The sequence below is a fragment of the Sphingobium aromaticiconvertens genome, from assembly GCF_037154075.1.
Lineage (GTDB): Bacteria > Pseudomonadota > Alphaproteobacteria > Sphingomonadales > Sphingomonadaceae > Sphingobium > Sphingobium aromaticiconvertens.
Window position 1 is genome coordinate 3,030,996 of the sequence record NZ_JBANRJ010000001.1, and the last position, 21,298, is coordinate 3,052,293.

Genomic DNA, 21,298 nt, shown 5'->3' on the forward strand with positions numbered 1-21,298 from the left:
GAGCGGATAAATTTGATCAAAGGCTGATTCGACGATCCCAGGCCACCCGACGCGCCGAAATCTGCTTTTCCCTCTCCGCTATGGACATACGGACGACATCGCGCGGCAGACGCGCCTCCAGATCGCATAGGGAAACAATATGCATCTGATGGGCTGCCCCGCCGTCCACAGGCTCTGAGGGCAAACCCTGCCATCGAATCATGGGCAACAGATCGCGAAAACCACCTGTTTGCACCCAGTTGGCGATGCCAGGATCCTGGGCGGACACCACGGTCGTTATGAAACCATCTACATCCGGCTGTGCTTGCGCGGCGCTCAGGCCAGTCTGCAATTGATGGGCATCGATCGACCGGTACCACCACATGGCGAGTTGCAAGCTGTTATAAGCAGCTCCGGCGCGCGGGAAACGAATGATCGCCGCCTGATCATCCTCCAGATGCAGCCGTCCGATACTGCTGGCCTGCGTCACCAGCCCGCCTACACTGGCAGTCCGCATGGGTTGCGGCATGTTATTGACTGCGTTCCCAGCCGACAATCGGAAGAACCAATAGTAAAGCGGCACATCTTCCCGCGCCCGACGCAGCGCCTCGTCCAGCCGCGCTTCCAGTGAAGGCGGTGTTGCGGCCACCCGATCAAGACGCTCGATCGTCAGCGCGATCGGCGTTTCCCTCTGCCAGTCCATCATGCTGTCACGAACGAACAGGAATTTGACGCGCGGCGTCGTTGTCATATGATTGGGTCGACCGCTGGCAGGCTGGTCATCGATCGTGATGGTGAACCGACCATCATCGTCCAGGACGATTCCAGGCAACTCGACCATCTGCGCGGTCACCGATGTCCCCCAGTTCTCGACCAGAGTGAACGAAATATGGGCCGGACAGACTTCGAGAATTTGCCCGGTAATGCGATAGCGACCGCCATGGCCAATTCCTGCCAGACGATAACAATTGTCGGGATTGTCGCCACCCATGCGCGCATCGGGAACGGCATGACCATGCCAGTTGTAGCCGGGCATGAAATTGCGAACGAAGCGCGGACGGGTTGCATCCATCGCCGCTGCCTTGAACAGATAATTGCTAAGCCAGGCATCCATCGCCTCGTCAAAGCGATGCTCCACGTCCTGTGGCACATCCACGCCATGGCCGACACGCCAGAGCTGCGCCACATGCGCGCGTGCGGCCTTTGTCTGCGGCATCTCCCACATGGCCAAAACATCCTGTTCCGCCGACAACTGATCGGGGTTAGCGATCGGATTGCTCAACGTTCCTCTCCTCTATGCATCTTGGGCGCGGCTTGCGCCGTGTCGGCCTCAGGCGAAGCGGCCCAGCCGAAAACGGCGGGAATATCCCTCGAACGCTGACTCAACCATGTCATGCGACAGGCCGAAAGGCTCCATAGCGTAATCATATCGGCCATAGCGGTTCGATGCGTTGCCCGGATCAGCCAGCCATGCTTGCATCCTAATCTGGAATTGCGATGTGTAATCCAAGTTCCAATGGCCATAGGCGCGACGGATCACATCGACGGGGTCGCGGGTCAGATCATGGAAATCGACGTGAAAGATGCGAGGATCATCGATCAGCGGATTTTCCATGGCTTCCGCGACAGAGGCGGCAATGCTTTGCACGAACGCCGGTCCCAATGCCTTGAAATCCATTTGCCAGTTGGTAATGCCGCCATAAAGCACCGCCGTAATCGCCAGCGTGGACGGATGCACCTGTACCGGATCGCGATGCGGCCAGATGCACAGTGCATCGGGATAGGCATCGAACAGCGCATCCAGAGCGAATTGGTGATAGATGCCCTTCACCACCCAATGTCGCGGCGGCTGGTTCCATTGCAGATGCTGCAAGAATTCGCGGTGAAAGCGATAGGCGTCGGCGATATTGCTTGCGTCAAGGATCATCGCCAGCGCCGGCAGCTTATAAAGCAGGGTCGGATAGGCATTCTGGAAATCCAGCGTGAAGATTTCCTCGCATTCGATCGGACACAGCCCGCCCTTGTCCCAATAGGGATGAAGCGTCAGCAGGCCGGGCGCCAGGTCCAGCAACTCATCCAGTTCCCTGGCCGTCCGTTCGATACGCTCCGCCATCACCGGCACCTCGCCCGGCGGCGGGCTGGGCGCGTGCGTGTGCCACCATAACGGTGCCCGCGCGCCAGGGTCTTCGGCCAGCAGCGAGTGAATCAGGGTCGTGCCCGTCCGCGCGAAACCGATGACGAAGATCGGTCGTTCGATCTTCTCCTGCACGATAGCCGGGATGCGCTGACGGTCCGCGCTGAGGCCAAGGCGCATCGCCAACAGCTTGCGAAGTTGCGATTCCACGCCGGCTTTCTGATCTGCTCGCAATGGCGGCTGGGTGTTCAGCCAGCCGATGAAGCGCTCCACCCGATCCGCCAACCCCTGCTCAATGGGTGCGAAATTACCCGATACGATCTGCGCCGTTTGCAGCAGGCTTGCGGTATCAATCCGCGTCGATACATCGACGCCCGCATCAACCCCATCCGATCTGCTCCGCATGGACACTCTTCCTCTCTCGCTTATTTTGTAATCTAGGTTTTGTATATAGCGAGGAAAAATGACAGCATGTCAAGCATGATGCGCTAATATATAGAGGACTTCAGGCCATCCTAATCCTAAAGCTTGAAAAATTAAGAACGATCGTTCTTATCATTTTCCGCTGTGGACACGATCTTTTCCGCGATTGCCAGCGCATCGAGCATCACTCGATATTGCGTGTCCGTCAGGGCCATCGGCCAGGTGATATGCGGCGCCGCGCGATCCGCCTCCACCAACCGGGACAGCGCTGCGCTACCGGCGTCGGTCAGTTGGATGAACAGGCCGCGTCGGTCGTCTGGGTTCGGCACCCGCTCGATAAAGCCCTGGGCTTCCAGCCGATCGACACGCTTGCCCACGCCAGCGAGCGACATCAGGAAATAATGTTTGAGCGCCGTCGGCGCGATGCGATGCGGCGGCCCTACGCGATATAGGGCGTCCAGCAGCAACACATCCCCCGATGTCAGCCCTTCGGTCGCCGCCGAACGGGAAATGTGCATTTCCATGCTGCGTGCCAGCCGCAACAGGCGCGTCGTAACGGAATAGGATCGCGCCAACACAGGATCATAACCGCTTGCCCATGCAGTCAGCGCAGCTTGCAACGGATCGAAACCATGGTTCGGGCTGGTCGCTTCGGCATCCAGCCTTTGTCGCTGCGAACCGTCATGGCCTGCCGCCTTCCTGAAGGCAGTGCCGGGCGCCAGCCTACGGTCCGGCGACCACTGAAGTATGCCCGCCTCGATCAATGCATCGACCTGCCGTGAGGCGGATGATTTGCTGGCATAGCCCCATAGCCGGGCCAGACCGGCCATGGATGGTATCGTTGCGTGCGTTGCGAAATGCGCCTCGATCGCAGCGCGGCACGCGTCCAGCCCGCGCGCCTTGCTATCGCGCCTTGTCTCTTCAGTCATCCGATCAGAAAGGCACAGCCAGAGCGCGACGGCAAGCCTGCTTCTGCACCTTCGATCAGGCGAAGAGGCTGTCCCCAAAGCGTTCGGCATGAAGTGTTATGTCGCCGAACAGCTTTTCGATGCACATCAGGCGACGGAAATAATGGCCGATCGCATATTCGTCAGTCAGGCCATAACCGCCATGCACCTGAATGCCGTTGCGCGATATGAGCTGCCCCGCCTCGCCGATGACGATGCGGGCCGCCGACAGCGCAGCCGACCGCGCGACCGGATCGAGATCAACATTGGCAAGCGCATGATACAGCATCGACCGGGCCTGATGCGCGGCGACGAACATATCGGCCATGATATGCTGGATCGCCTGGAAGCTGCCGATAGCGACGCCGAACTGCTTGCGTTCCTGGACATAAGCGCCGCAAACCTTATTCGCAGCTTCCATCGCGCCGACGGCCTGCCCCATCAACGCGATCGACATGCGATCAATCGCCTCGCCGAGCACTGCTGCGCCATGATTGGTGCCAACCAGCAGCGCGTCGGCGGGCAGCACCACATCTGCGAACCGAATGTCGGATGCGCGAGTGCCATCGATCAGGCTGTAGCCCTCGCTTGTGACGCCCTCCTGATCCGCCGACACCAGGAACAGGGCGACGCCATCCTCCCCTTCAATCCGGGCCGAAACGATCAACTGGCTCGCGCTCGGCGCGTCCAGCACCATGATTTTATCGCCGCTCAACACATAGCTGTCGGCCGATGGGCGGGCGATAGTGCCCGCAACATCGACAGACAACGGATGCGCGCCATTTTCCTGATGCGCCAGTGCAACCCGCAAACTACCAGTCGCGATCTCGCCCAGAAATTCCAGAGCCAGCCCTTCGTTAGTGGCCTGCTTCAGCACATGGCTGCCCAGAACCACCGTGCTGATATACGGCTCTTTCGCCAGCGCCTTACCCAACGCGACGTTCAGCAGCGCCACATCCTCGATGCTGCCATCAAGGCCCCCCGCCGCTTCCGGCACGGGCAGCGCCAGCCAGCCCAGTTCGACGAATTGCGCCCAACGGGCTGCGGCGAACCCGTTCGGGCTTTCACGCTGTTCGCGCCAATATTCGACGCCGGATGTTTCTGACAGCAACCGCTCGGCGCTGTCCAGCAGCATGGTTTGAATGTCGGACTTCGCGAAATCCATTGATCGTCTGCCCCCTCAAAGCCCAAATGCGAGCTTGGCAACTATATTTTTCTGGATCTGCTTCGATCCACCATAGATGGTTGCAGCCCGATTGATGAGCGCAACGGTCGTGCGACCGGGCACATAATCGGGCCAATTGTCCGTGGCTGGCGGCGGCGGCGTCGGTGCCACCTCGAAAAAGCGCAGTGCCTTGGCGCCCAACAGGTCGCATTGCAGCATCGTCACTTCCTGTTGCAGTTCCGACCCCCGGATCTTCAGCACTGATGCAGCAGCAGCTTCTGGCACGTCGAACTCCTCATGGGCCAACACCCGCAGTACCGACCATTCCAGCGCCAGCAGATCCGCCTCGATCCGTGCGAAGCGTGCACGGATGGCTGGATCGTCGGCGACCGGGCGGCCATTCAACTGCTCACCCCGCGCAATATCCTTGGCCCGCGCCAGTTCCCGCTTGCTCCAATAGATGAAGCTCGACGTCGTGCGCTCATGTTCCAACAAAAATTTTGCGTAGGTCCAACCCATGCCTGGATCGCCTATCAACTGATCGGCCGGCACTTCCACATTATCCAGGAACACCTCGCACAAATGGGCGTCGCCATTGATTTGCGGAATTTCGCGGACGGTGATGCCCGGCGTATCCATCTTGATAATCAGGAAGGAAATGCCGCGTTGCGGCTTGACCGTCTTGTCGGTGCGGACAAGGAAAAAGCCCCAGTCTGCATATGCCGCGCCGCTGGTCCATATTTTCTGGCCATTTACGACATAACGGCCATCGACCAACTCCGCAGAGGTCCGCAGCGATGCCAGGTCAGACCCTGACCCCGGCTCCGAAAAACCTTGCGCCCACATGGTCGCGCCTGTCCGGATGATGGGCAGGAAGCGATCCTTCAGATAATCCGACCCATAGGTATAAAGCACCGGCCCCAGCATATGGGTGCCGCCCCAATCGAATTCCGGGGCGTCAGCCTTGTAAAGCTCCTCATTGAAGATGAAGAGTTGCATCGGCGACCAGCCGCACCCGCCAAATTCGACGGGCCAATGCGGTACGGAACGGCCATGCGAATCCAATATCCGCATCCAGTCCAGCATGTCGGACACGGCGGCATTGTTCGCCACCTTTCGGCGCTGACGCTCCTGCATCTCGGGGGGAAGAACGGCCTGAATGAAGGCGCGGACTTCCTGGCGAAACGTCTCCAGCTCTGGGTCTTGGCGCAGTTCCATCGGCTCGGCTCCTGCTCTTCTTTCAGGCACGTTTTTCTGATCCGCAGATGACTCGGGCGGCCCCGCCATGCAAGCGCCGTTGAAAGTAGCATCATCTATGCGATGGAATGACGGCCTGATTTGACACGGATAAGGTTTCCCTTAGCTTTCATGCATGCAACATGCCCGCGAAGCAGCATCGAGCCTCATCTGGATTTCCGGTGCTACCGAGGGCATCGGCCTGGGACTGGCGCGCAATGCACCTCATGCCAACGCGCGGATCATCAATCTTTCCCGCCGGCGCCATCCCGATTATGAAAGCCATTTCCTCGATCTCGCGGCCCCCGCAAGCTGGGCGAAGGTGGAGCAACATTTCACCGATACGCTGCGCGCGTTTCGAGGCGAGCGCGCAATCTTCATCCAGAATGCTCATCTCAAAGGAATGACCGGCTTTGCCGGTGAGGTAGCCGCCAACGACCATGCCCGCGACGTCATTGCCAATGTTGCGGCGCCCCTGAGCCTGGGAGACATGTTCCTGCGCGCCGTGCATGACAGCGGTTTTCCGGGCGAAGCCGGGTTGGTGATGCTGTCCTCCGCATCGGCCCGGTCCCCCTATGAAGGACAATCCGTCTATTGCGCGGGCAAGGCCGCGCTGGAAATGTGGGTTCACGTCGTCCGCAGGGAAATCATCCGGCGTGGCCATTCCAAACTGTGGGTCACGGCAGTGCGTCCCGGCTTCGTCGACACCGGCCTTACCCGCCATGTCGCCAACCTACCCGACAATGACTATCCCGTGGCATCCCTGTTGCGTGGCCAGATTGAAACGGGCCGGGGTGTCATGGACATCGACACCGCTGCCCGGCAGATCTGGGCCGCCCTGCCGACGGATCAGTCACTGTTGCTATTCGGCGAACAAGCTCAGATCAGCGGATCAACTTCCCTCACCTGATCAGCGCGCGTCCGCCAGGATCAGGTCCGCGCCCTTTTCCGCGATCATCATCGTTGCGGCATTGGTGTTGCCCGATACGACATTGGGCATGACCGAGGCATCGACCACGCGCAGGCCATCGACCCCATTCACCTTCAGCGTTGCCGACACGATCGCATTTGCGCCAGCCCCCATGGCGCAGGTCGATGTCTGGTGATAGCCGGTCGAGCCGGCCGCGCGCGCGAAAGCAAGCAAGGCTTCGTCGCTTTCCAGTGCCGCCCCCGGTGTCAATTCATGATCGAAATAAGGCGCCAGGCTGGGCGCATGCATGACCCGCCGTGCCCAGCGCAGGGATTCGATCTGGGCGCGCCGGTCAGCCTCTGCCGACAGGAAATTGGGCCGGATCGCGGGGGCTTCGCGAAAGTTCGCTGATTTGAGGTGGATGCTGCCTCGCGATTGCGGACGCATGACATAGCCGCCCACCGTCATGCCGGGTTCATGCTCCATCTGCATCGCCCCATTCTTTGCCAGTGCCTCGAAATCGACCGTGGCGGGGCTGGCGAAGAATTGAAGGTCGGGCAAATCCAGCGCCGGATCGGACTTCAGGAACGCCGTCAGATTCGATCCACCCAGTGCCAGCAGCCCCGTGCGCGAGACGGCATATTGCAACATCTGGGCAACCAGCCCCACGCCACGCGACAACGCATTGAGGCTGGCCGATCCGGGTTTCAGCCGCGCGCGGACCATGGTCGCATAATGGTCTTGCAGATTTTCTCCAACCTGCGGTGAGGCGACCACCGCCTCGATGCCCAGCGAGCGCAGCAGCGCCGGGTCGCCAATACCCGACAATTCCAGCAACTGGGGAGAGTTGATTGCACCGCCGGACAGGATCACTTCCCGCCGCGCCCGCACCTGCCGGCGCTTGTTGCCCTGCCAATATTCAACGCCGACGGCTTTCTTGCCTTCGAACAGGATGCGCGAAGCAAGAGCCTTCGTCACAACATCCAAGTTCCGCCGCTTCATCGCCGGATGCAGATAGGCGACCGCCGCCGAAACACGCACCCCCTTATGGGCGTTAAGGCGCACTCGCGATACGCCCTCCCGCGTCGTGCCGTTGAGATCACCGGCTATCGGCGCGCCCGCCTCTTCGAACGCAGACGTCATCAGGTCGAGCATCGGGTGCCGCATGGGCACATCGCCAATATCGAGCTGTCCCGCCTGTTGGTCGGCAGTGATACCTTCGCCATGCTGGCGCTCGATCCGATGAAAATAGCGCTCGGCATCAATCCAGCCCCATCCGTCCAGACCCAGTTGCCGCCAGCCATCATAATCCTCCGGCAGACCGCGCACCCATAATATGCCGTTGATCGACGATGAACCGCCCAGCACCTTGCCACGCGGGAAATGATGCTGCCGTCCGTCCGAACCAGGATCGGCTTCGGTCAGGTAATTCCAGTTGAGCCGCGGATCTTTCAGCATCCGGGTAAAGCCTGCGGGAACGTGGATGTTAAGCGTGCTCAAGGCTTGGCCGGGGGCGAGCAGATTTCGGGTCGGGCGATCGTCGCCGCCTGCTTCCAATACCATTACCTTGTGGCGACCGTCCGCGCTCAACCGATTCGCCAGAACACAGCCGGCGGAACCAGCGCCTATAACAATGTAGTCCGCCTCCGCATCCCAGCCGTTGCTTGCCGTCTCGACCATGCTCATCCTCTCTTGTGCTGCCCCTGCATTGATGCCTTTGGCGCCGGGATCACAATGGGTTTACATAGCGAACGTCGATGACATCGTGCTTGTGATGGCTTTTCCGCAGGCATCGAAATAGGCGTTGTCCGCGCGCTATGCTGTCCGCCAGGGAATTCCATGCAGAAGACAGGATTGGGAACGATGGCGCTTTTCTCGCTTGAAGGCCGCACGGCCATGGTCACCGGCGCCTCGCGCGGACTGGGCCGGGCGATCGCGATCGGCTTGGCGGAAGCAGGCGCGGACCTGATCGTGGCAGCACGTGACGCCGTCAAGCTGGAGGAGACTGCACAAGAGATCCGCGCCATAGGGCGCAAGGCGCGATCCATCGCCTTCGACCTCGCGGACCTCGACGCCGTTCAGGCCGCAACCGACCAACTGACGGGCGAAGGCATTCCCATCGACATATTGGTCAACAATGGCGCTATCGGGGGATGGGGGCCATTGCATGAATCCACGCTGGATCAGTGGGAGGGTATGTTCGACATCAACGTGTCGTCCATGTACCTGCTGTGCCGCGACCTGTCGAAGGGCATGGCCGCGCGCAAATGGGGCCGGATCATCAATTTCGCATCCTATGTCGCGGACACCGGGCGGCCCAACCTGTCGGCCTATACCGCCAGCAAGCACGCGGTGTTGGGCCTGACCCGGTCCATCGCCGCCGATCTGGCTCCGCATGGGGTGACGTGCAACGCCATCGCCCCCGGCTTCTTCGACACGGATATGGCAGCTCCAACGGTGGGTCATCCTGAACGCGCCAAAATCTTTCTCAACGCGATCGCCCTGCACAGGTTCGGCGACCCGAAGGAAATGATCGGGCCGGTGCAGTTTCTGGCGTCGAACGCATCGGGCTATATCACCGGCCATATGCTGCCAGTCGATGGCGGCGTCGCCAATATCCTGTCGCTGCCCGTGGTGGTGGAAACCTGAACGCACGGGGACCGCAAGCCCCGCCCTATCCACTTTCGCCTTTTTAGAGGACATCAAACCATGACCGACACACTTTTGAACCTCGTCAGCCCGGAAAAGCTGTTCATTGGCGGCGGCTGGTCCAACTCATCGGGTTCCGATGGCATTGATATCGTTTCCCCGGCCACCGAAGAGAAAATAGGCCGCGTTGCCAAGGCGACGACCCAGGATATGGATCGCGCCGTTGCCGCTGCGCGCCATGCCTTCGACCATGGTCCCTGGCCGCGCATGTCCGGTCCTGAGCGCGCGGTGTATCTGCGCCGCATCGCGGAGGAAATGGCCAAGCGTAGCGATGATTTCGCCCGTGCATGGTCGCTTCAGGTTGGCATGCCCTATACGCAGTCGGCGGGGACAGCCCCGTTCATGGGTGGCTATTACACCTATTTCGCCAGTCTCGCTGATCAGGGGTTTGAGGAAGTTCGCAAGAGCCTGACGGGTGATAATGTCGTCGTCATACGCGAACCTGTGGGCGTGGTTGCCGCCATCGTGCCGTGGAACGCGCCGCTCGCCACCTTGTCGCTGAAAGTGGCAGCGGCACTGGCGGCGGGTTGCACGATCATCGCCAAGCCTTCACCGGAAACGCCGTTGGAAGCGCTAATTCTGGCCGAATGCATTGCGGCGGCGGGCGTCCCGGAGGGCGTGTTCTCAGTCCTCACCGCCGATCGTGACGTGTCCGACTATCTCATTCGCAATCCAGGCGTCGACAAGGTGAGCTTCACTGGCTCCACCGCCGCCGGGCTGCACATCGCATCGGTGGTCAGCGGACGCAGCGGACGCATCACAACCGAACTGGGCGGCAAATCCGCCGCGATCATTCTGGACGATGCCGATGTCGGAAAAGTCGTGGAAGGGATCATGCCCAACCTTGTGGGCCTGTGCGGACAGCAATGCGCCGCCTTCAGCCGGATTCTGGTGCCGCAATCGCTCAAAGGGGCAGTGACGGATGCGCTTGCCGCCGCCATGCAATATGTCACCGTCGGCGATCCCTTTGCGCAAGCCACCCAAATGGGACCGCTTGTAACCCGGAACCAGCATGATCGCGTGCTCGGCTATATCGCAAAGGGCAAGGCCGAAGGCGCAAAGCTGGTGACGGGCGGCAATCGTCCCGCGCATCTGGACAAGGGCTGGTTCGTCGAACCCACGCTGTTCACCGACGCCGATAATGGCATGACGATCGCGCGCGAGGAAATTTTCGGTCCCGTCGGCACAATTATCACTTATCGCGATGAGGAAGATGCCATCGCCATCGCCAATGACAGCATTTACGGGCTGTCGGGCGGCGTCTTTACCGAGGATGCCGATCGCGCCTATGCCATCGGTCGCCGCATCCACACCGGCAACTATGGCCATAATGGGCGTGTCGTCGACTATACCATTCCCTATGGTGGCTTCAAACAGTCGGGCGTCGGACGCGAGGGCGGGCCGGAGGGCCTGAACAGCTTCACCGAAATCAAGACGATCTTCATGAATGAGCTGCCAACCCACCTGAAGGGATGAACGGCTTGGTCATCTCAGATCCCGATGACCAGTGGCCGGACAACTACCGGGCGGGAACCGCCTGGTGGTCGGTCGCCATACTCATGATCTTCCAGATCGTTTCGATGATCGATCGCCAGGTCATGTCGGTAATGATCCCGGAAATGCGGGCCGATCTGGACCTTAATGATTTCCAGATCAGCATGGTCCAGGGGTTGGCCTTCGCGCTTTTCTATGGCGCGATGGGGTTGGTGATAGGCGGCATGGTCGACCGTTATTCCCGGCGAAAGATCATGTTCGCCGGTATCTTCATCTGGTCCCTCGCCGCCGCCGGAACGGGGCTGGCGCGCAATTATGGTCAATTATTTGCCGGACGCCTGCTCGTGGGTTTCGGGGAAGCCGCCATCGCGCCCGCCGGCCAGTCATTGCTTTCCTCCATCTTCCCACGCCACCGACTGACCACGCCCATGGTCTGTTTCACCGTGGCGGGCGTCATCGGCATCGCCCTTTCCTATGCCCTTGGCGGCCACTTGCTCGAACAATTTTCCGCCCGGCCGCTGGGCGGCCCGCTGTCCGGCCTTGCGCCATGGCGGCAAGTTCTCATCGTGACGGGGTTGCCGGGTGTTTTCATCGCCTTTCTGGCCTTTGCCATTCGGGATCCCATCCGGCGCAGCGCGACCGCACATCGACCTCAGAAAGTGGGCTGGACAGCTTTTTTCGACCATATCCGCGCTCACCCGCGCCTGATGATCGGGATGATCCTTGGCTCCGCGATCATGGCGATGGCGATCCAGGGCACGATGGTATGGGCGCCAACCTATGCCCGCCGCGTCCTGCATGTCAGTCCAGGGGAAATCGGAACGATGATGTCCGTCGCCGTAGCATTGGGCGGGATCGTGGGCGGCTTGACATTGGGCCTGTTCATCGACCGCCAGTTTGCCCGCGGCATGCGTGACATTGCCCTGCGCGTCCTGCCCTTTTTCTGCCTCGCCATTCCCCCCTTTCTGGCCGCCGCCTTCGCCATCGGCAATTTCACGCTGCTGTTTGCCGCGATCACGGTGATGATGATGACGATGGGCGCCAGTTTCGGTCCGGCCATGGCAGCGGTCCAGATGATTTCGCCACCGGAAATGCGCGGCCGCTTTGCCGCCCTGATGGTGCTCGCATCCAATCTGTGCGGTTATGCGCTGGGTCCGATGTTCATCGGCCTGCTCACCGACTATGTTTTTGGCGATCCGATGAAGATCGGCCTTGCCATCATCACCTGCCTGTTGACCGCCGGCCCGATCAGCGCATGGCTGGTATGGTCCGCGCGCGCAGCCTTCCTGCATCGGCTGGATGCAGCATGATCCCCTCGTTTCATCACAACTGCGTTCATATCGCACCGGCTCCATCGCACAGATGCAGTGCCGCCACAGCCACGCTACGACGATGGCGGCCTCACGCCACAGCAGTTCCGGCCTTTCTGGAAGAAAACGATCATGACCATGACTATCCCTGCCCTGATGCGCGATGCAGCGGCACGATATGGGGATCGCGCGGCGCTGGTATCGCATGCCGATGGTGCAATGAGTTTTCGCGATCTCGACCGGCAGGCTGATCTTGTCGCCATGGCACTCTTGGCCGACGGCGCGCAACCGGGCGACCATGCAGCCATCTGGGCACCCAATATGTGGGAATGGGTGGCGGTCGCGATTGGTATCCAGCGGGCCGCAGGGGTGATGGTGCCACTCAACACACGGCTCAAGGGTGGCGAGGTCGCCGACATCATCCGGCGCGGCAAGATCAAACGCCTGTTTTCCATCGGTACGTTTCTTGGCCGATATTATCCGCATATGCTGCGCGATGAAGCCATGCCCGACCTGCACCGTCGCATCGTCCTGCGTGCGACCCCGGACGAACTGGGGCCGGACGATATGCGCTGGGAAGATTTCATAACAACGGCCCAGAACACCAGCAATGCACAATTGGCGGAGCGGGAGGCCATGGTCAAACCCGACACGCTGGCCGACATCATGTTCACGTCCGGCACCACCGGTGCGCCCAAGGGCGCTCTGTTCGACCATCGCCGATCGCTGGGCGGTGGGCGCGCTTGGGTGGACATCTCCCGCCAGACGGCCGACGACCGCTATTGCGTGTTCGGACCTTTCTCGCACAACGCATCCTACAAGGCTGGCTGGGTCGCGGGTCTGATGAGCGGCAGCACCATCTACTGGCCGGAAGCTTATGATGCAGTCTCCATCCTGGACCTGATCGCACATAATCGCATTTCAGTGATGCCCGCCCCGCCAACCGTTTTTCAGGAGGTTCTGGCCCACCCCAACTGGCGGGACTGGGATTTGTCCAGCTACCGCTTCCTGTCGACCGGTGCGACCGTGGTGCCGATCGATCTGATGAAGCGATTGCAGGCCGAAACCAGCATCGCGGAGATTACGACCGGCTATGGCATGACCGAATGCTGCGGTTCGGCCACGCATACCCGGCCCGGCGATCCCATGGAGCGCGTAGCCTATACCGTCGGGACGGCGCTGCCCGGCACTGAAATTCGTGTCGCCGGCCCTGACGGCGCGGTCTTGCAGGTCGGCGAACCAGGTGAAATATTGATCCGCGACGACAAGCTGCTGATCGAATATCTCGACAATCCGCAAGCCACCCGCGCCACGCTCGACACGGACGGATGGCTCCATACGGGCGATGTCGGCTATCTCGACGCGGACGGCTATCTGAAGCTCACAGATCGCCTGAAGGACATGTATATCGTCGGCGGCTTCAACGTCTATCCCGCTGAGATCGAGAAGCAGATGACCGGCCTGCCGGGTATCCACCAGTCTGCGATCGTCGGTGTAGCCGACCAGCGGTTGGGCGAAGTCGGTCATGCCTTCATCGTCCGCTCGAAAGGGTCGACCATCACTGCGGAGGAGGTCATTGCCTGGAGCAAGGCCAACCTTGCCAATTACAAGGTGCCCCGCGGCATCACCTTCCTGGACGAACTGCCGATGAATTCCACCGGCAAGGTGATTAAATATGTACTTAAGGACCTGCTCGCACAGGCCTGATCGAAAGGAGGGGGCGGAGCGCGAAACGCCTTCGCCCCACTCGTTCAATTCGCGGGTTCAGCGCTCTTTTCATACTGGCGCAGATATTCGAACAGCCCGACAGGTGTCGGCTTGCGGCCTGGATTGTACCAGGGCAGGAAATTCTTGAGCAACTGGGGGAAGAATACGCCCAGTTGGAATTTTTTCAGCGCCTTGACGTCTGCGTCCAACTGCACCTTCGCCGCCTCGCTCATATGCGCGCGGTCCTGATCGATCAGATACTGGAACATCCGCGCCATATAGCCCTGCAGATGCATCATGGCATAGACGCAGCCATAGATCCGGTAAAAATAGCCGTTCCAGATCTTGCCCCACAAGCCCCGGCTGTAGAGCGCGTGATAAATCCGAAAACAGACTTCGCGATGCTCGAATTCTTCGGCCATGTGCCATTTCCATAGCGCCACCGCATTTTCGTCCGCGCCTTCCAGCAGATGATCCATCTTTCCGAACCAAATCCCACCCTGCACCGCACCAAGCGATTCAAAACCATCCGCATAGGCGAGCATGAATTTGAGCGAACGATTTTTGAAGAAGCCGTCCAGATCGTCCGCCAACTGCTTTTCAAATTCGGCCAAACGTGGATAGCCCTGCGCAGCGATCACCTTGTTGAACATGCGATGCTGCCGGAAATGTTGGGATTCCTGGCCGATGAATGCCGTCATCTCGGTATCCAGTTCGACCTTCCCCGCTGGCAGCTTGTCCTTCGCGCGTTGCAGCACCTTGATCAGCCAGGGTTCAACCGGCGCGGGGATGATCGACGTCGCATTCTGGTGCTGGGCGAAGGCGATATTCGGCGCCCAATGCGCTCGAATTTTCGAATAGTCGATACGCGGATACCGCACGATCATCGCCCTGTCTCACTCAGCTTCTGCTTTACGATACGGCCTCGTACCATCCGCTGGCCAAACTGTCATCGCGCCCCGCAACGCCCATCATGGCTGTGATGGGTTGCGCAGCCGTTTCGCGGACCGCCCCCGGCGCGATAAGAACAGGCCTGATCACGACCTGATCACAAGGAGAGGCCATGACACCGGAACCCTTTCGCATAGACGTGCCCCAGGCTGTGCTCGACCGCATCCAGACGAAGCTGACCGATACGCGTATCGGCTATATGCCGGATGATCCGGACCAGTGGCAATATGGCATGGATGCCCGCTATCTGGCGGAACTGGTCGACTATTGGCGCACGGACTATGATTGGCGCGCGGAAGAGGAGAAGCTGAACCGCTGGCCGCAATATAGGGCCGACGTCGACGGCATTCCCATCCACTTCTACCATGTGCGCGGAGACGCCGACCGCCGCCCCATCCCGATCCTGCTTACCCATGGCTGGCCCGGCTCCGTGCTGGAGTTTCAGGAGGTTATGCCCCGCCTTGTGCAAGCCGGCTTCTCGCTCGTGATCCCCTCGCTCCCCGGTCATGGCTGGTCTGGGCGTCCGCCCCGGCCGATCGGTCCGGCGCGGGTCGCGGCACTATGGCGCAGCTTGATGGTCGATGTGCTGGGCTATCCACGCTTCTTCGCGCAGGGGGGCGACTGGGGATCGGCCGTAACGACACAATTGGGCATCAGCCATGTCGATGTCGTCGCCGCCATCCATCTCAATTTCTTCATGCCGCCCCCGCCCGGCCCGGATGCCGATGCGGAATTGCTCGCTTATTGGGGGGCCGTGGGCAAGCTGATGGAAGCCGAAAGCGGCTATCAGCACGAACATGCCACCAAGCCGCAGACCATTGGCCTCGCCCTGCATGACAATCCGGTCGGCTGGGCCGCGTGGGTGGTGGAGAAATTCTGGCGCTGGGGCGACACGGGCGGCGACATCGAAAGCCGGTTCAGCAAGGATCATCTGATCACCAATCTGATGACCTATCTGGTCACGGATTCGGTCATGTCCTCCATCTGGATGTATAACGGCCTTGGCAGCGACGCGATGGCGCCGGGGCCAGTGCCTGTCCCGACCGCCCTTGCCCATTTTCCGGGCGAATTTTATCCCATGCCCAGCCGTGCCTTGGCGGAGCGGCAATATGCCGTCGCACGCATGACGACGATGAAAGCTGGCGGCCATTTCGCAGCGATGGAGGAACCCCAGGCCTTTGCCGAAGACGTCATCGCTTTCTTCGAGTCAATGGCATGAACGAAACCCTGATCATCGAAGAGCCAAGCGCCAATGTCATGCTGCTGACGCTCGATCGTCCCGCACAGCGCAATGCCATTGATCTGGCGCTCCTCGACGCTCTGTCGGATGCATTCCAGCGGTTCGACAGCGAAAACCGATGGCGCGTCGCGATCCTGACGGGAACGGCGCCCGCCTTCTGCGCGGGTCTTGACCTCAAGACCTTTTCTGCGCCCGACGCTCCACGTCATCGAGTGACCGCGCTGATCCAGAGTGTCCCGCAGCTTGCCAAGCCGATCATCGCCGCAGTGGGAGGCGCGGCCTATACAGGTGGCCTGGAACTGGCGCTGGGATGCGATTTCATCCTGGCCAGCGAGGGCCGATACCCATGCCCGGATCGGCGCGCTGTCAGGGAGCGGCATGGGATCGCAACTCCCCCATGCAGTGGGCACCCGCTTTGCCAGACAGATGATGCTGAGCAGCCAGCCGATTGATGCGGCGTCGGCGCTACGCGTGGGGCTGATCAACGAACTGCTGCCAGCCGATCGCCTGCTTCCCCGCGCAATCGAGGTAGCGACGGCAATGGCGGCTCATGATCCCGGCCTGATCCGCATTGTAAAGGGCGTGCTCGATCGTGGATCGCGGACCACACTGGGCGAGGCCATGGATATCGAAGCCGAGGCACTGCTACGGCGCAAAGCCGAAGGGGCCATGGCATGGACCACTCTTCCGGTGCGCGAATGACAGGGGCCGCGATGGAAACGGTAGCGACTGGATTGCTGATCCCGGAAGGACCAGTGGCGCTATCGGATGGCTCCGTCCTCATCGTCGAGGTAGGATCGGGGCGGATCAGCCGCATTCAGCCTGACGGCGCATTACGGCTGATCGCGCAGATCGATGGTGGTCCCAATGGCACCGCAATCGGCCCGGATGGCGCGGCCTATATCTGTAACAACGGCGGTGGTTTTGCGTGCGATCTGGTCGATGGCCTGCTGCGCATCACATTCGCACCAGAACGTTATGTGGGCGGATCGATCCAGCGCCTGGATCTGCAAAGCGGCGCCGTCACAACCCTTTACACAGCCTGCGACAACATGCCGCTGCGCGCGCCAAATGATCTTGTCTTCGATCCCGATGGCGGCTTGTGGTTTACCGATCACGGGACCAGCGCGCCGGATAGCAAGAGCTATGGCGGCCTTTACCATGCCCGCGCCGATGGCAGCATGATCCGTCAGGTCCGCACAAATCTTCTGTCGCCCAACGGCATTGGCCTGTCGCCCGATGGCCGCTTGCTTTACTGGGCCGATACGCTGACGGCCCGACTATGGCGCGCAGAGATTATCGCGCCGGGTGAACTGGCCGATTATGGACATGCACCGGGCGAATTGGTCGCGAGCGTTCCCGGCCATGTCATGCTGGACAGCCTGGCGGTCGAAGCGGATGGCCGGATCTGCATCAGTTCGATCATCCATGGCGGCATCACCATAATCGATCCGCAGACTGGCACCTGCACGCATGTACCGGTCGAGGGTCATATGGTGACGAATATCTGCTTTGGCGGCGCCGATGGTCGTGATGTCTGGATCACGGCCGCAGGCACTGGCCGGCTGCTGCGGGGACGCTGGCCAAGGCCGGGACTGAAACTGGCTTTCGATGCCTGAATTGTCTTCAACATGACCACCCAAAAAAAGGGCCGGTGATCCGAAGATCCCGGCCCTTTCTCCACATCCTGCTACATGGGGATCAGTTAGATGCCCCAGAGGTCGGCCGCGTTCTGGCCCAGTACCTTGCGCGCAGACTCTTCGCCGATCTGGTCGAAGATGCCCTTCAGGATAACATCGGACTTACCCATCACGCCTTCGGGGTGCGGATAGTCAGTGGACCACATCACGCGATCCGCCCCGATCCGACCGATATTCTCGATCGCTACGTCATCCTCCATGAAGGTGGTGTAGCAGTTATTGTGCCAGTACCAGCTCGGCTTGTGCGCCAGCTTGGGCCGCAATTCGGTCGCATAATCGCGTGCGACCTTGTCGGCATTTTCCAGCGTACCCGGCACCCAGCTCGCGCCACCCTCGGTAAAGACGACCTTGAGATCGGGGAAGCGATCGAACACCCCTGAAAAGACGAGCTGTCCGAACAGCCCGGTAAAGGGCATCAGGTTGGCGTTGAGATTGGCGCCCAGCGAACCACGGCCGCTATAATGAAGATAGGCGCCGATGTGGAAAGATACCGGCAGGCCGCTTTCCTGGATGGCCTCCCACATCGGGTCCATGCTCAGGCTATTATAGCGCACACCCTTGGGATTTACCGGAATGTCGATCGCCTTGTAGCCCATGGCCTTCAGCTTCTGAAGATAATCCTTCGTCTGTTCCGGCCAGAGGAAGGTCGGCAGCAACGCGACCGGATAAAGACGCTCTGGCGCAGCGGCCTTCCATTCGGCGGCCCATTCATTGCATACGTCGACACAGCGGAACCATAATTCCTTGTCCGGCATGCGGATCAGGCTGTTGAGACGGCCATGATAAATGACGGCGGCGTCGATACCCTCGGCATCCATGTCTGCCAGACGCTTGTCCACATCCCAGAATCCTTCGCGACCCTCCGGAAATTCCGGCGGCAGGCCCGGCACATCATAGGATTGGCCGTCGACCGTCAGATGGAAACCAGCTTCATCTTTCCAGAATTTGGGCGCGCGATCCTTGTCGGCGCCTTTCAACCGATCTTCCCACAGACCGGGCACCTCGATCAAATGGTCATCGCTTGATATGACGCGCAGTCCATCCGGACGCTTCCATGCCGGCGCCGGAATCACTCGGTCCCGAGGCCACGGCGTGGCGGTGAAGCTATTCATTCTCATTTGCCTTTCCATGTCGAATTTCGTCGGGCGTCCGTCCCTGTCCCCCGTTACGGTGCCGGCCCTTCTCTCGATCTATAGCATGGCGATCCGCCAGCGCTCCGTTCCCGGCGCGGACGAGCCATCTCATCAGAAATCTGATGGATATGATTGACACCCCGGAAGCAGTTCGGGAAAAAGCAGGTCGATCTATTGTTCAGGATTATTGAATAGTTTTTTTGAACAAAGCCGCATTCTGCGATCATTCGTCAAAGTATAGTCTGCGACATCATCGAAAGAGTGATTCAAAGGAGAGGATTAATGATCGCCGATGAAAGCAGCATCAGTGGCATACGCGGCCTGAGGGTCCGCCCGCTTACCCATGGCTTTGGCGCAGAGATCGTGGGTGTCGATCTCAATCGACCGCTGGACGACGCCACCGCGACGGCCATCCGCGACATCTGGATCGAGGCCGGCCTGCTGCTGCTGCGCGGAAGCGGCCATGACGATGAGGCACAGATGCGCCTCAGCCGTCTATTCGGCGAGATGGAGCCTGCGGCAACGGCCGACATGAACGATCCGGACAATCAATATATGATGACGCTCGCCTATGATCCCAGCGACCCGGCGCCCCGTTTTCAGAAGAACTATAATGTGGGCGGCATCGACCGCGCTGGCTGGCTTGGCTGGCATTGGGATCAGAGTTTCATGCCCACCATCGTGCGCGGCGCGGTACTGCGGATGGCAGAACCGGCGCAGAAAATGGGCGAAACCGGCTTCATCGACGCCATCGAAGCCTATGACCGCCTGCCTGAAGCCCTAAAGCAGCGGATCGAGGGGCTGGAGGTCGTCTATGAATTCAATCCCGACTTCTGCTCGGACCAATTCGGTTTCCCCAAGGATATACGCGCCTTGCCGCTGGCGCATTCCACCAAAGCAGCAGGCTACGATTTTCCGCCGGTCGTCCACCCCATGGTGATCACGCAGATGGAAACGGGTCGCAAGGTTCTGAAACTGTCGCCGATGCACGCCCGCACCATATTGGGCATGGACAAGGCCAAAAGCGATGCGCTGCTGACCGAAATCGCCGATCATCTTGTTGATCCCGCCTTCGCCTACTTCCACAAATGGGAGAAGAACGACATGCTGGTGTGGGACAATTGGCGGCTTATCCACTCCGCCAATGGTGTGCCACTGGACTGCTCTCGTCTCGCACGCCGAACGACCATCATGGGCGACTATAAGGTCGGTCGGTATCTGGATCCCGCGCTCGATCGCAACCGGGCGGTCAAGCGTCTGGTCGATTGATCCGCCCAATCATTGGCCCTGATAACGCGGCGGTCGCTTTTCCATGAAGGCGGCCGTCGCTTCACTATAATCCTGCGTCATCGTACCCAATATCTGCGTCCGGTTTTCCGCCTCGATCGCCGCCTCATAGGAATTGGCGTCAAGATTGGCCCACATCAACTTCTTGGTATGCGCGACCGAATAAGGGCTGTTCGCCAGGACTGCGCGAGCATAGGCGATGGCGTCGGCCAACAGCGCATCGGGTTCCGACAGCGACCGCACCAAACCGATACGTTCGGCTTCCTCCGCATTAATGGGACGCCCGGTCAGCAATATGTCGAACGCGCGGGATGCGCCGATCATGCGTGGCAACAGATAGCTGATCCCGCTTTCTCCCCCGGTCAGGCCAATGCGGACAGCCGCCACCAAAAAGCGGGCATCGGGTGTCGCGATACGAACATCCGCCGTGAGGGCGATCGCCATACCCGCGCCCACGGCCGGGCCATTCACTGCCGCGACAACGATCTGGGGCATGGACCTGATGCGACCGCCCATGCCAGCGAACTGTTCCTGCCAATGCAGCTTTTCGACGACGCCACTGGCGCCCGCCCGATTGCGTTGGTCGGACGCCTGCAAATCCTGCCCGGAGCAAAAGCCACGCCCAGCGCCCGTGATGATCACCGCGCGACAGAGCGGATTCGAAGCGAGATCGTCCAGCACCGCGTTGAAGCGAGCTACGGTTTCCCGCATCAACGCGTTAAGCCGGGCGGGCCGGTTCAGGGTAACCAGCCAGATATCCTCATTGCCCGCGCATGGCCCGACCAGAATGTCCTGCTCGTCCATCACCCTCTCCCACTGCTGAAGCATGTCTATCCCTGCCGGCTTACGCAGGGATGATCGATCGCTTGTGAAACGGCGCCACTTCGGATGGCAAGACCTTCGCAGTCTCTACACATATGCGTAGAAACATCGCGGAAGCACGAAGCCGCTGTTCCAATGGCCAAGCTTCCCA

The 21,298-nt window shown here is 60.4% G+C and carries 19 protein-coding genes; 10 read left to right on the forward strand and 9 right to left on the reverse strand.

Annotation, left to right across the window (positions count from 1 at the left end; genetic code table 11):
• Positions 1-16 precede the first annotated feature (16 nt).
• The 5 genes from WFR25_RS14445 to WFR25_RS14465 all read right to left on the reverse strand — a co-directional run bounded on the left by WFR25_RS14445 (position 17) and on the right by WFR25_RS14465 (position 5,866).
• Positions 17-1,261, reverse strand: coding sequence for a hypothetical protein (locus WFR25_RS14445; protein WP_336971804.1), 1,245 nt, complete (start codon positions 1,259-1,261; stop codon positions 17-19).
• A 48-nt stretch (positions 1,262-1,309) separates the two neighbouring features.
• Positions 1,310-2,518 carry a sulfotransferase family protein gene (locus WFR25_RS14450; protein ID WP_336971805.1) on the reverse strand — a complete coding sequence of 403 codons (1,209 nt, stop codon included), beginning with the start codon at positions 2,516-2,518 and terminating at the stop codon, positions 1,310-1,312.
• 131 nt (positions 2,519-2,649) lie between these two features.
• Positions 2,650-3,366 (reverse strand): MarR family winged helix-turn-helix transcriptional regulator, encoded by a 717-nt coding sequence (locus tag WFR25_RS14455; RefSeq protein ID WP_336971806.1) that lies wholly within the window; start codon positions 3,364-3,366, stop codon positions 2,650-2,652.
• A 154-nt stretch (positions 3,367-3,520) separates the two neighbouring features.
• A complete protein-coding gene (locus WFR25_RS14460) occupies positions 3,521-4,648 on the reverse strand; it encodes an acyl-CoA dehydrogenase family protein (protein ID WP_336971807.1) in 1,128 nt (375 codons plus the stop codon).
• Between the two features lie 15 nt (positions 4,649-4,663).
• A complete protein-coding gene (locus tag WFR25_RS14465) occupies positions 4,664-5,866 on the reverse strand; it encodes an acyl-CoA dehydrogenase family protein (RefSeq protein ID WP_336971808.1) in 1,203 nt (400 codons plus the stop codon).
• Positions 5,867-6,020: 154 nt separating this feature from the next.
• Between WFR25_RS14465 and WFR25_RS14470 the strand changes: the two genes are divergently transcribed.
• Positions 6,021-6,794 carry an SDR family NAD(P)-dependent oxidoreductase gene (locus WFR25_RS14470; RefSeq protein ID WP_336971809.1) on the forward strand — a complete coding sequence of 258 codons (774 nt, stop codon included), beginning with the start codon at positions 6,021-6,023 and terminating at the stop codon, positions 6,792-6,794.
• Here the strand turns inward: WFR25_RS14470 and WFR25_RS14475 are convergent, their stop codons facing one another.
• Positions 6,795-8,474: a GMC family oxidoreductase gene (locus tag WFR25_RS14475; RefSeq protein WP_336971811.1), complete on the reverse strand. Its 1,680-nt coding sequence runs from the start codon at positions 8,472-8,474 to the stop codon at positions 6,795-6,797.
• 159 nt (positions 8,475-8,633) lie between these two features.
• Here WFR25_RS14475 and WFR25_RS14480 point away from each other — a divergent pair, with 159 nt between their 5' ends.
• The 4 genes from WFR25_RS14480 (at position 8,634) to WFR25_RS14495 (ending at position 14,014) form a co-directional block, all read left to right on the forward strand.
• On the forward strand, positions 8,634-9,443 hold the full coding sequence (locus WFR25_RS14480; protein ID WP_336971813.1) for an SDR family NAD(P)-dependent oxidoreductase: 810 nt from the start codon (positions 8,634-8,636) through the stop codon (positions 9,441-9,443).
• Between the two features lie 60 nt (positions 9,444-9,503).
• Positions 9,504-10,979, forward strand: a complete 1,476-nt coding sequence (locus WFR25_RS14485) for an aldehyde dehydrogenase (RefSeq protein WP_336971815.1) — start codon at positions 9,504-9,506, stop codon at positions 10,977-10,979.
• Positions 10,980-10,984: 5 nt separating this feature from the next.
• Positions 10,985-12,307 (forward strand): MFS transporter, encoded by a 1,323-nt coding sequence (locus tag WFR25_RS14490; RefSeq protein WP_336971817.1) that lies wholly within the window; start codon positions 10,985-10,987, stop codon positions 12,305-12,307.
• 132 nt (positions 12,308-12,439) lie between these two features.
• Entirely contained in the window at positions 12,440-14,014 is a 1,575-nt protein-coding gene (locus WFR25_RS14495; RefSeq protein WP_336971819.1) for an AMP-binding protein, read from the forward strand.
• A 44-nt stretch (positions 14,015-14,058) separates the two neighbouring features.
• Here WFR25_RS14495 and WFR25_RS14500 read toward each other — a convergent pair whose 3' ends face one another.
• Complete coding sequence (locus tag WFR25_RS14500) at positions 14,059-14,895, reverse strand: metal-dependent hydrolase (protein ID WP_336971821.1); 837 nt, start codon at positions 14,893-14,895, stop codon at positions 14,059-14,061.
• A gap of 182 nt (positions 14,896-15,077) precedes the next feature.
• Here WFR25_RS14500 and WFR25_RS14505 point away from each other — a divergent pair, with 182 nt between their 5' ends.
• The 4 genes from WFR25_RS14505 to WFR25_RS14520 are packed head-to-tail and all read left to right on the forward strand — an operon-like array spanning position 15,078 to position 17,824.
• A complete protein-coding gene (locus WFR25_RS14505) occupies positions 15,078-16,184 on the forward strand; it encodes an epoxide hydrolase family protein (RefSeq protein WP_336971823.1) in 1,107 nt (368 codons plus the stop codon).
• On the forward strand, positions 16,181-16,657 hold the full coding sequence (locus tag WFR25_RS14510) for an enoyl-CoA hydratase-related protein (protein ID WP_336971825.1): 477 nt from the start codon (positions 16,181-16,183) through the stop codon (positions 16,655-16,657). The genes WFR25_RS14505 and WFR25_RS14510 overlap by 4 nt, the downstream gene beginning before the upstream one ends.
• The gene (locus WFR25_RS14515; protein ID WP_336971827.1) at positions 16,584-16,907 is read left to right on the forward strand and encodes an enoyl-CoA hydratase/isomerase family protein; all 324 of its coding nucleotides are present in this window, start codon (positions 16,584-16,586) and stop codon (positions 16,905-16,907) included. Before WFR25_RS14510 ends, WFR25_RS14515 begins: the two co-directional genes overlap by 74 nt.
• Positions 16,880-17,824, forward strand: coding sequence for an SMP-30/gluconolactonase/LRE family protein (locus WFR25_RS14520; protein WP_336971830.1), 945 nt, complete (start codon positions 16,880-16,882; stop codon positions 17,822-17,824). The genes WFR25_RS14515 and WFR25_RS14520 overlap by 28 nt, the downstream gene beginning before the upstream one ends.
• 86 nt (positions 17,825-17,910) lie before the next feature.
• Here WFR25_RS14520 and WFR25_RS14525 read toward each other — a convergent pair whose 3' ends face one another.
• Complete coding sequence (locus tag WFR25_RS14525) at positions 17,911-18,906, reverse strand: amidohydrolase family protein (protein ID WP_336974908.1); 996 nt, start codon at positions 18,904-18,906, stop codon at positions 17,911-17,913.
• Between the two features lie 414 nt (positions 18,907-19,320).
• Here WFR25_RS14525 and WFR25_RS14530 point away from each other — a divergent pair, with 414 nt between their 5' ends.
• Positions 19,321-20,307 carry a TauD/TfdA dioxygenase family protein gene (locus tag WFR25_RS14530; RefSeq protein ID WP_336971832.1) on the forward strand — a complete coding sequence of 329 codons (987 nt, stop codon included), beginning with the start codon at positions 19,321-19,323 and terminating at the stop codon, positions 20,305-20,307.
• A gap of 9 nt (positions 20,308-20,316) precedes the next feature.
• Here WFR25_RS14530 and WFR25_RS14535 read toward each other — a convergent pair whose 3' ends face one another.
• Positions 20,317-21,129, reverse strand: a complete 813-nt coding sequence (locus WFR25_RS14535; protein ID WP_336971834.1) for an enoyl-CoA hydratase/isomerase family protein — start codon at positions 21,127-21,129, stop codon at positions 20,317-20,319.
• Positions 21,130-21,298 lie beyond the last annotated feature (169 nt).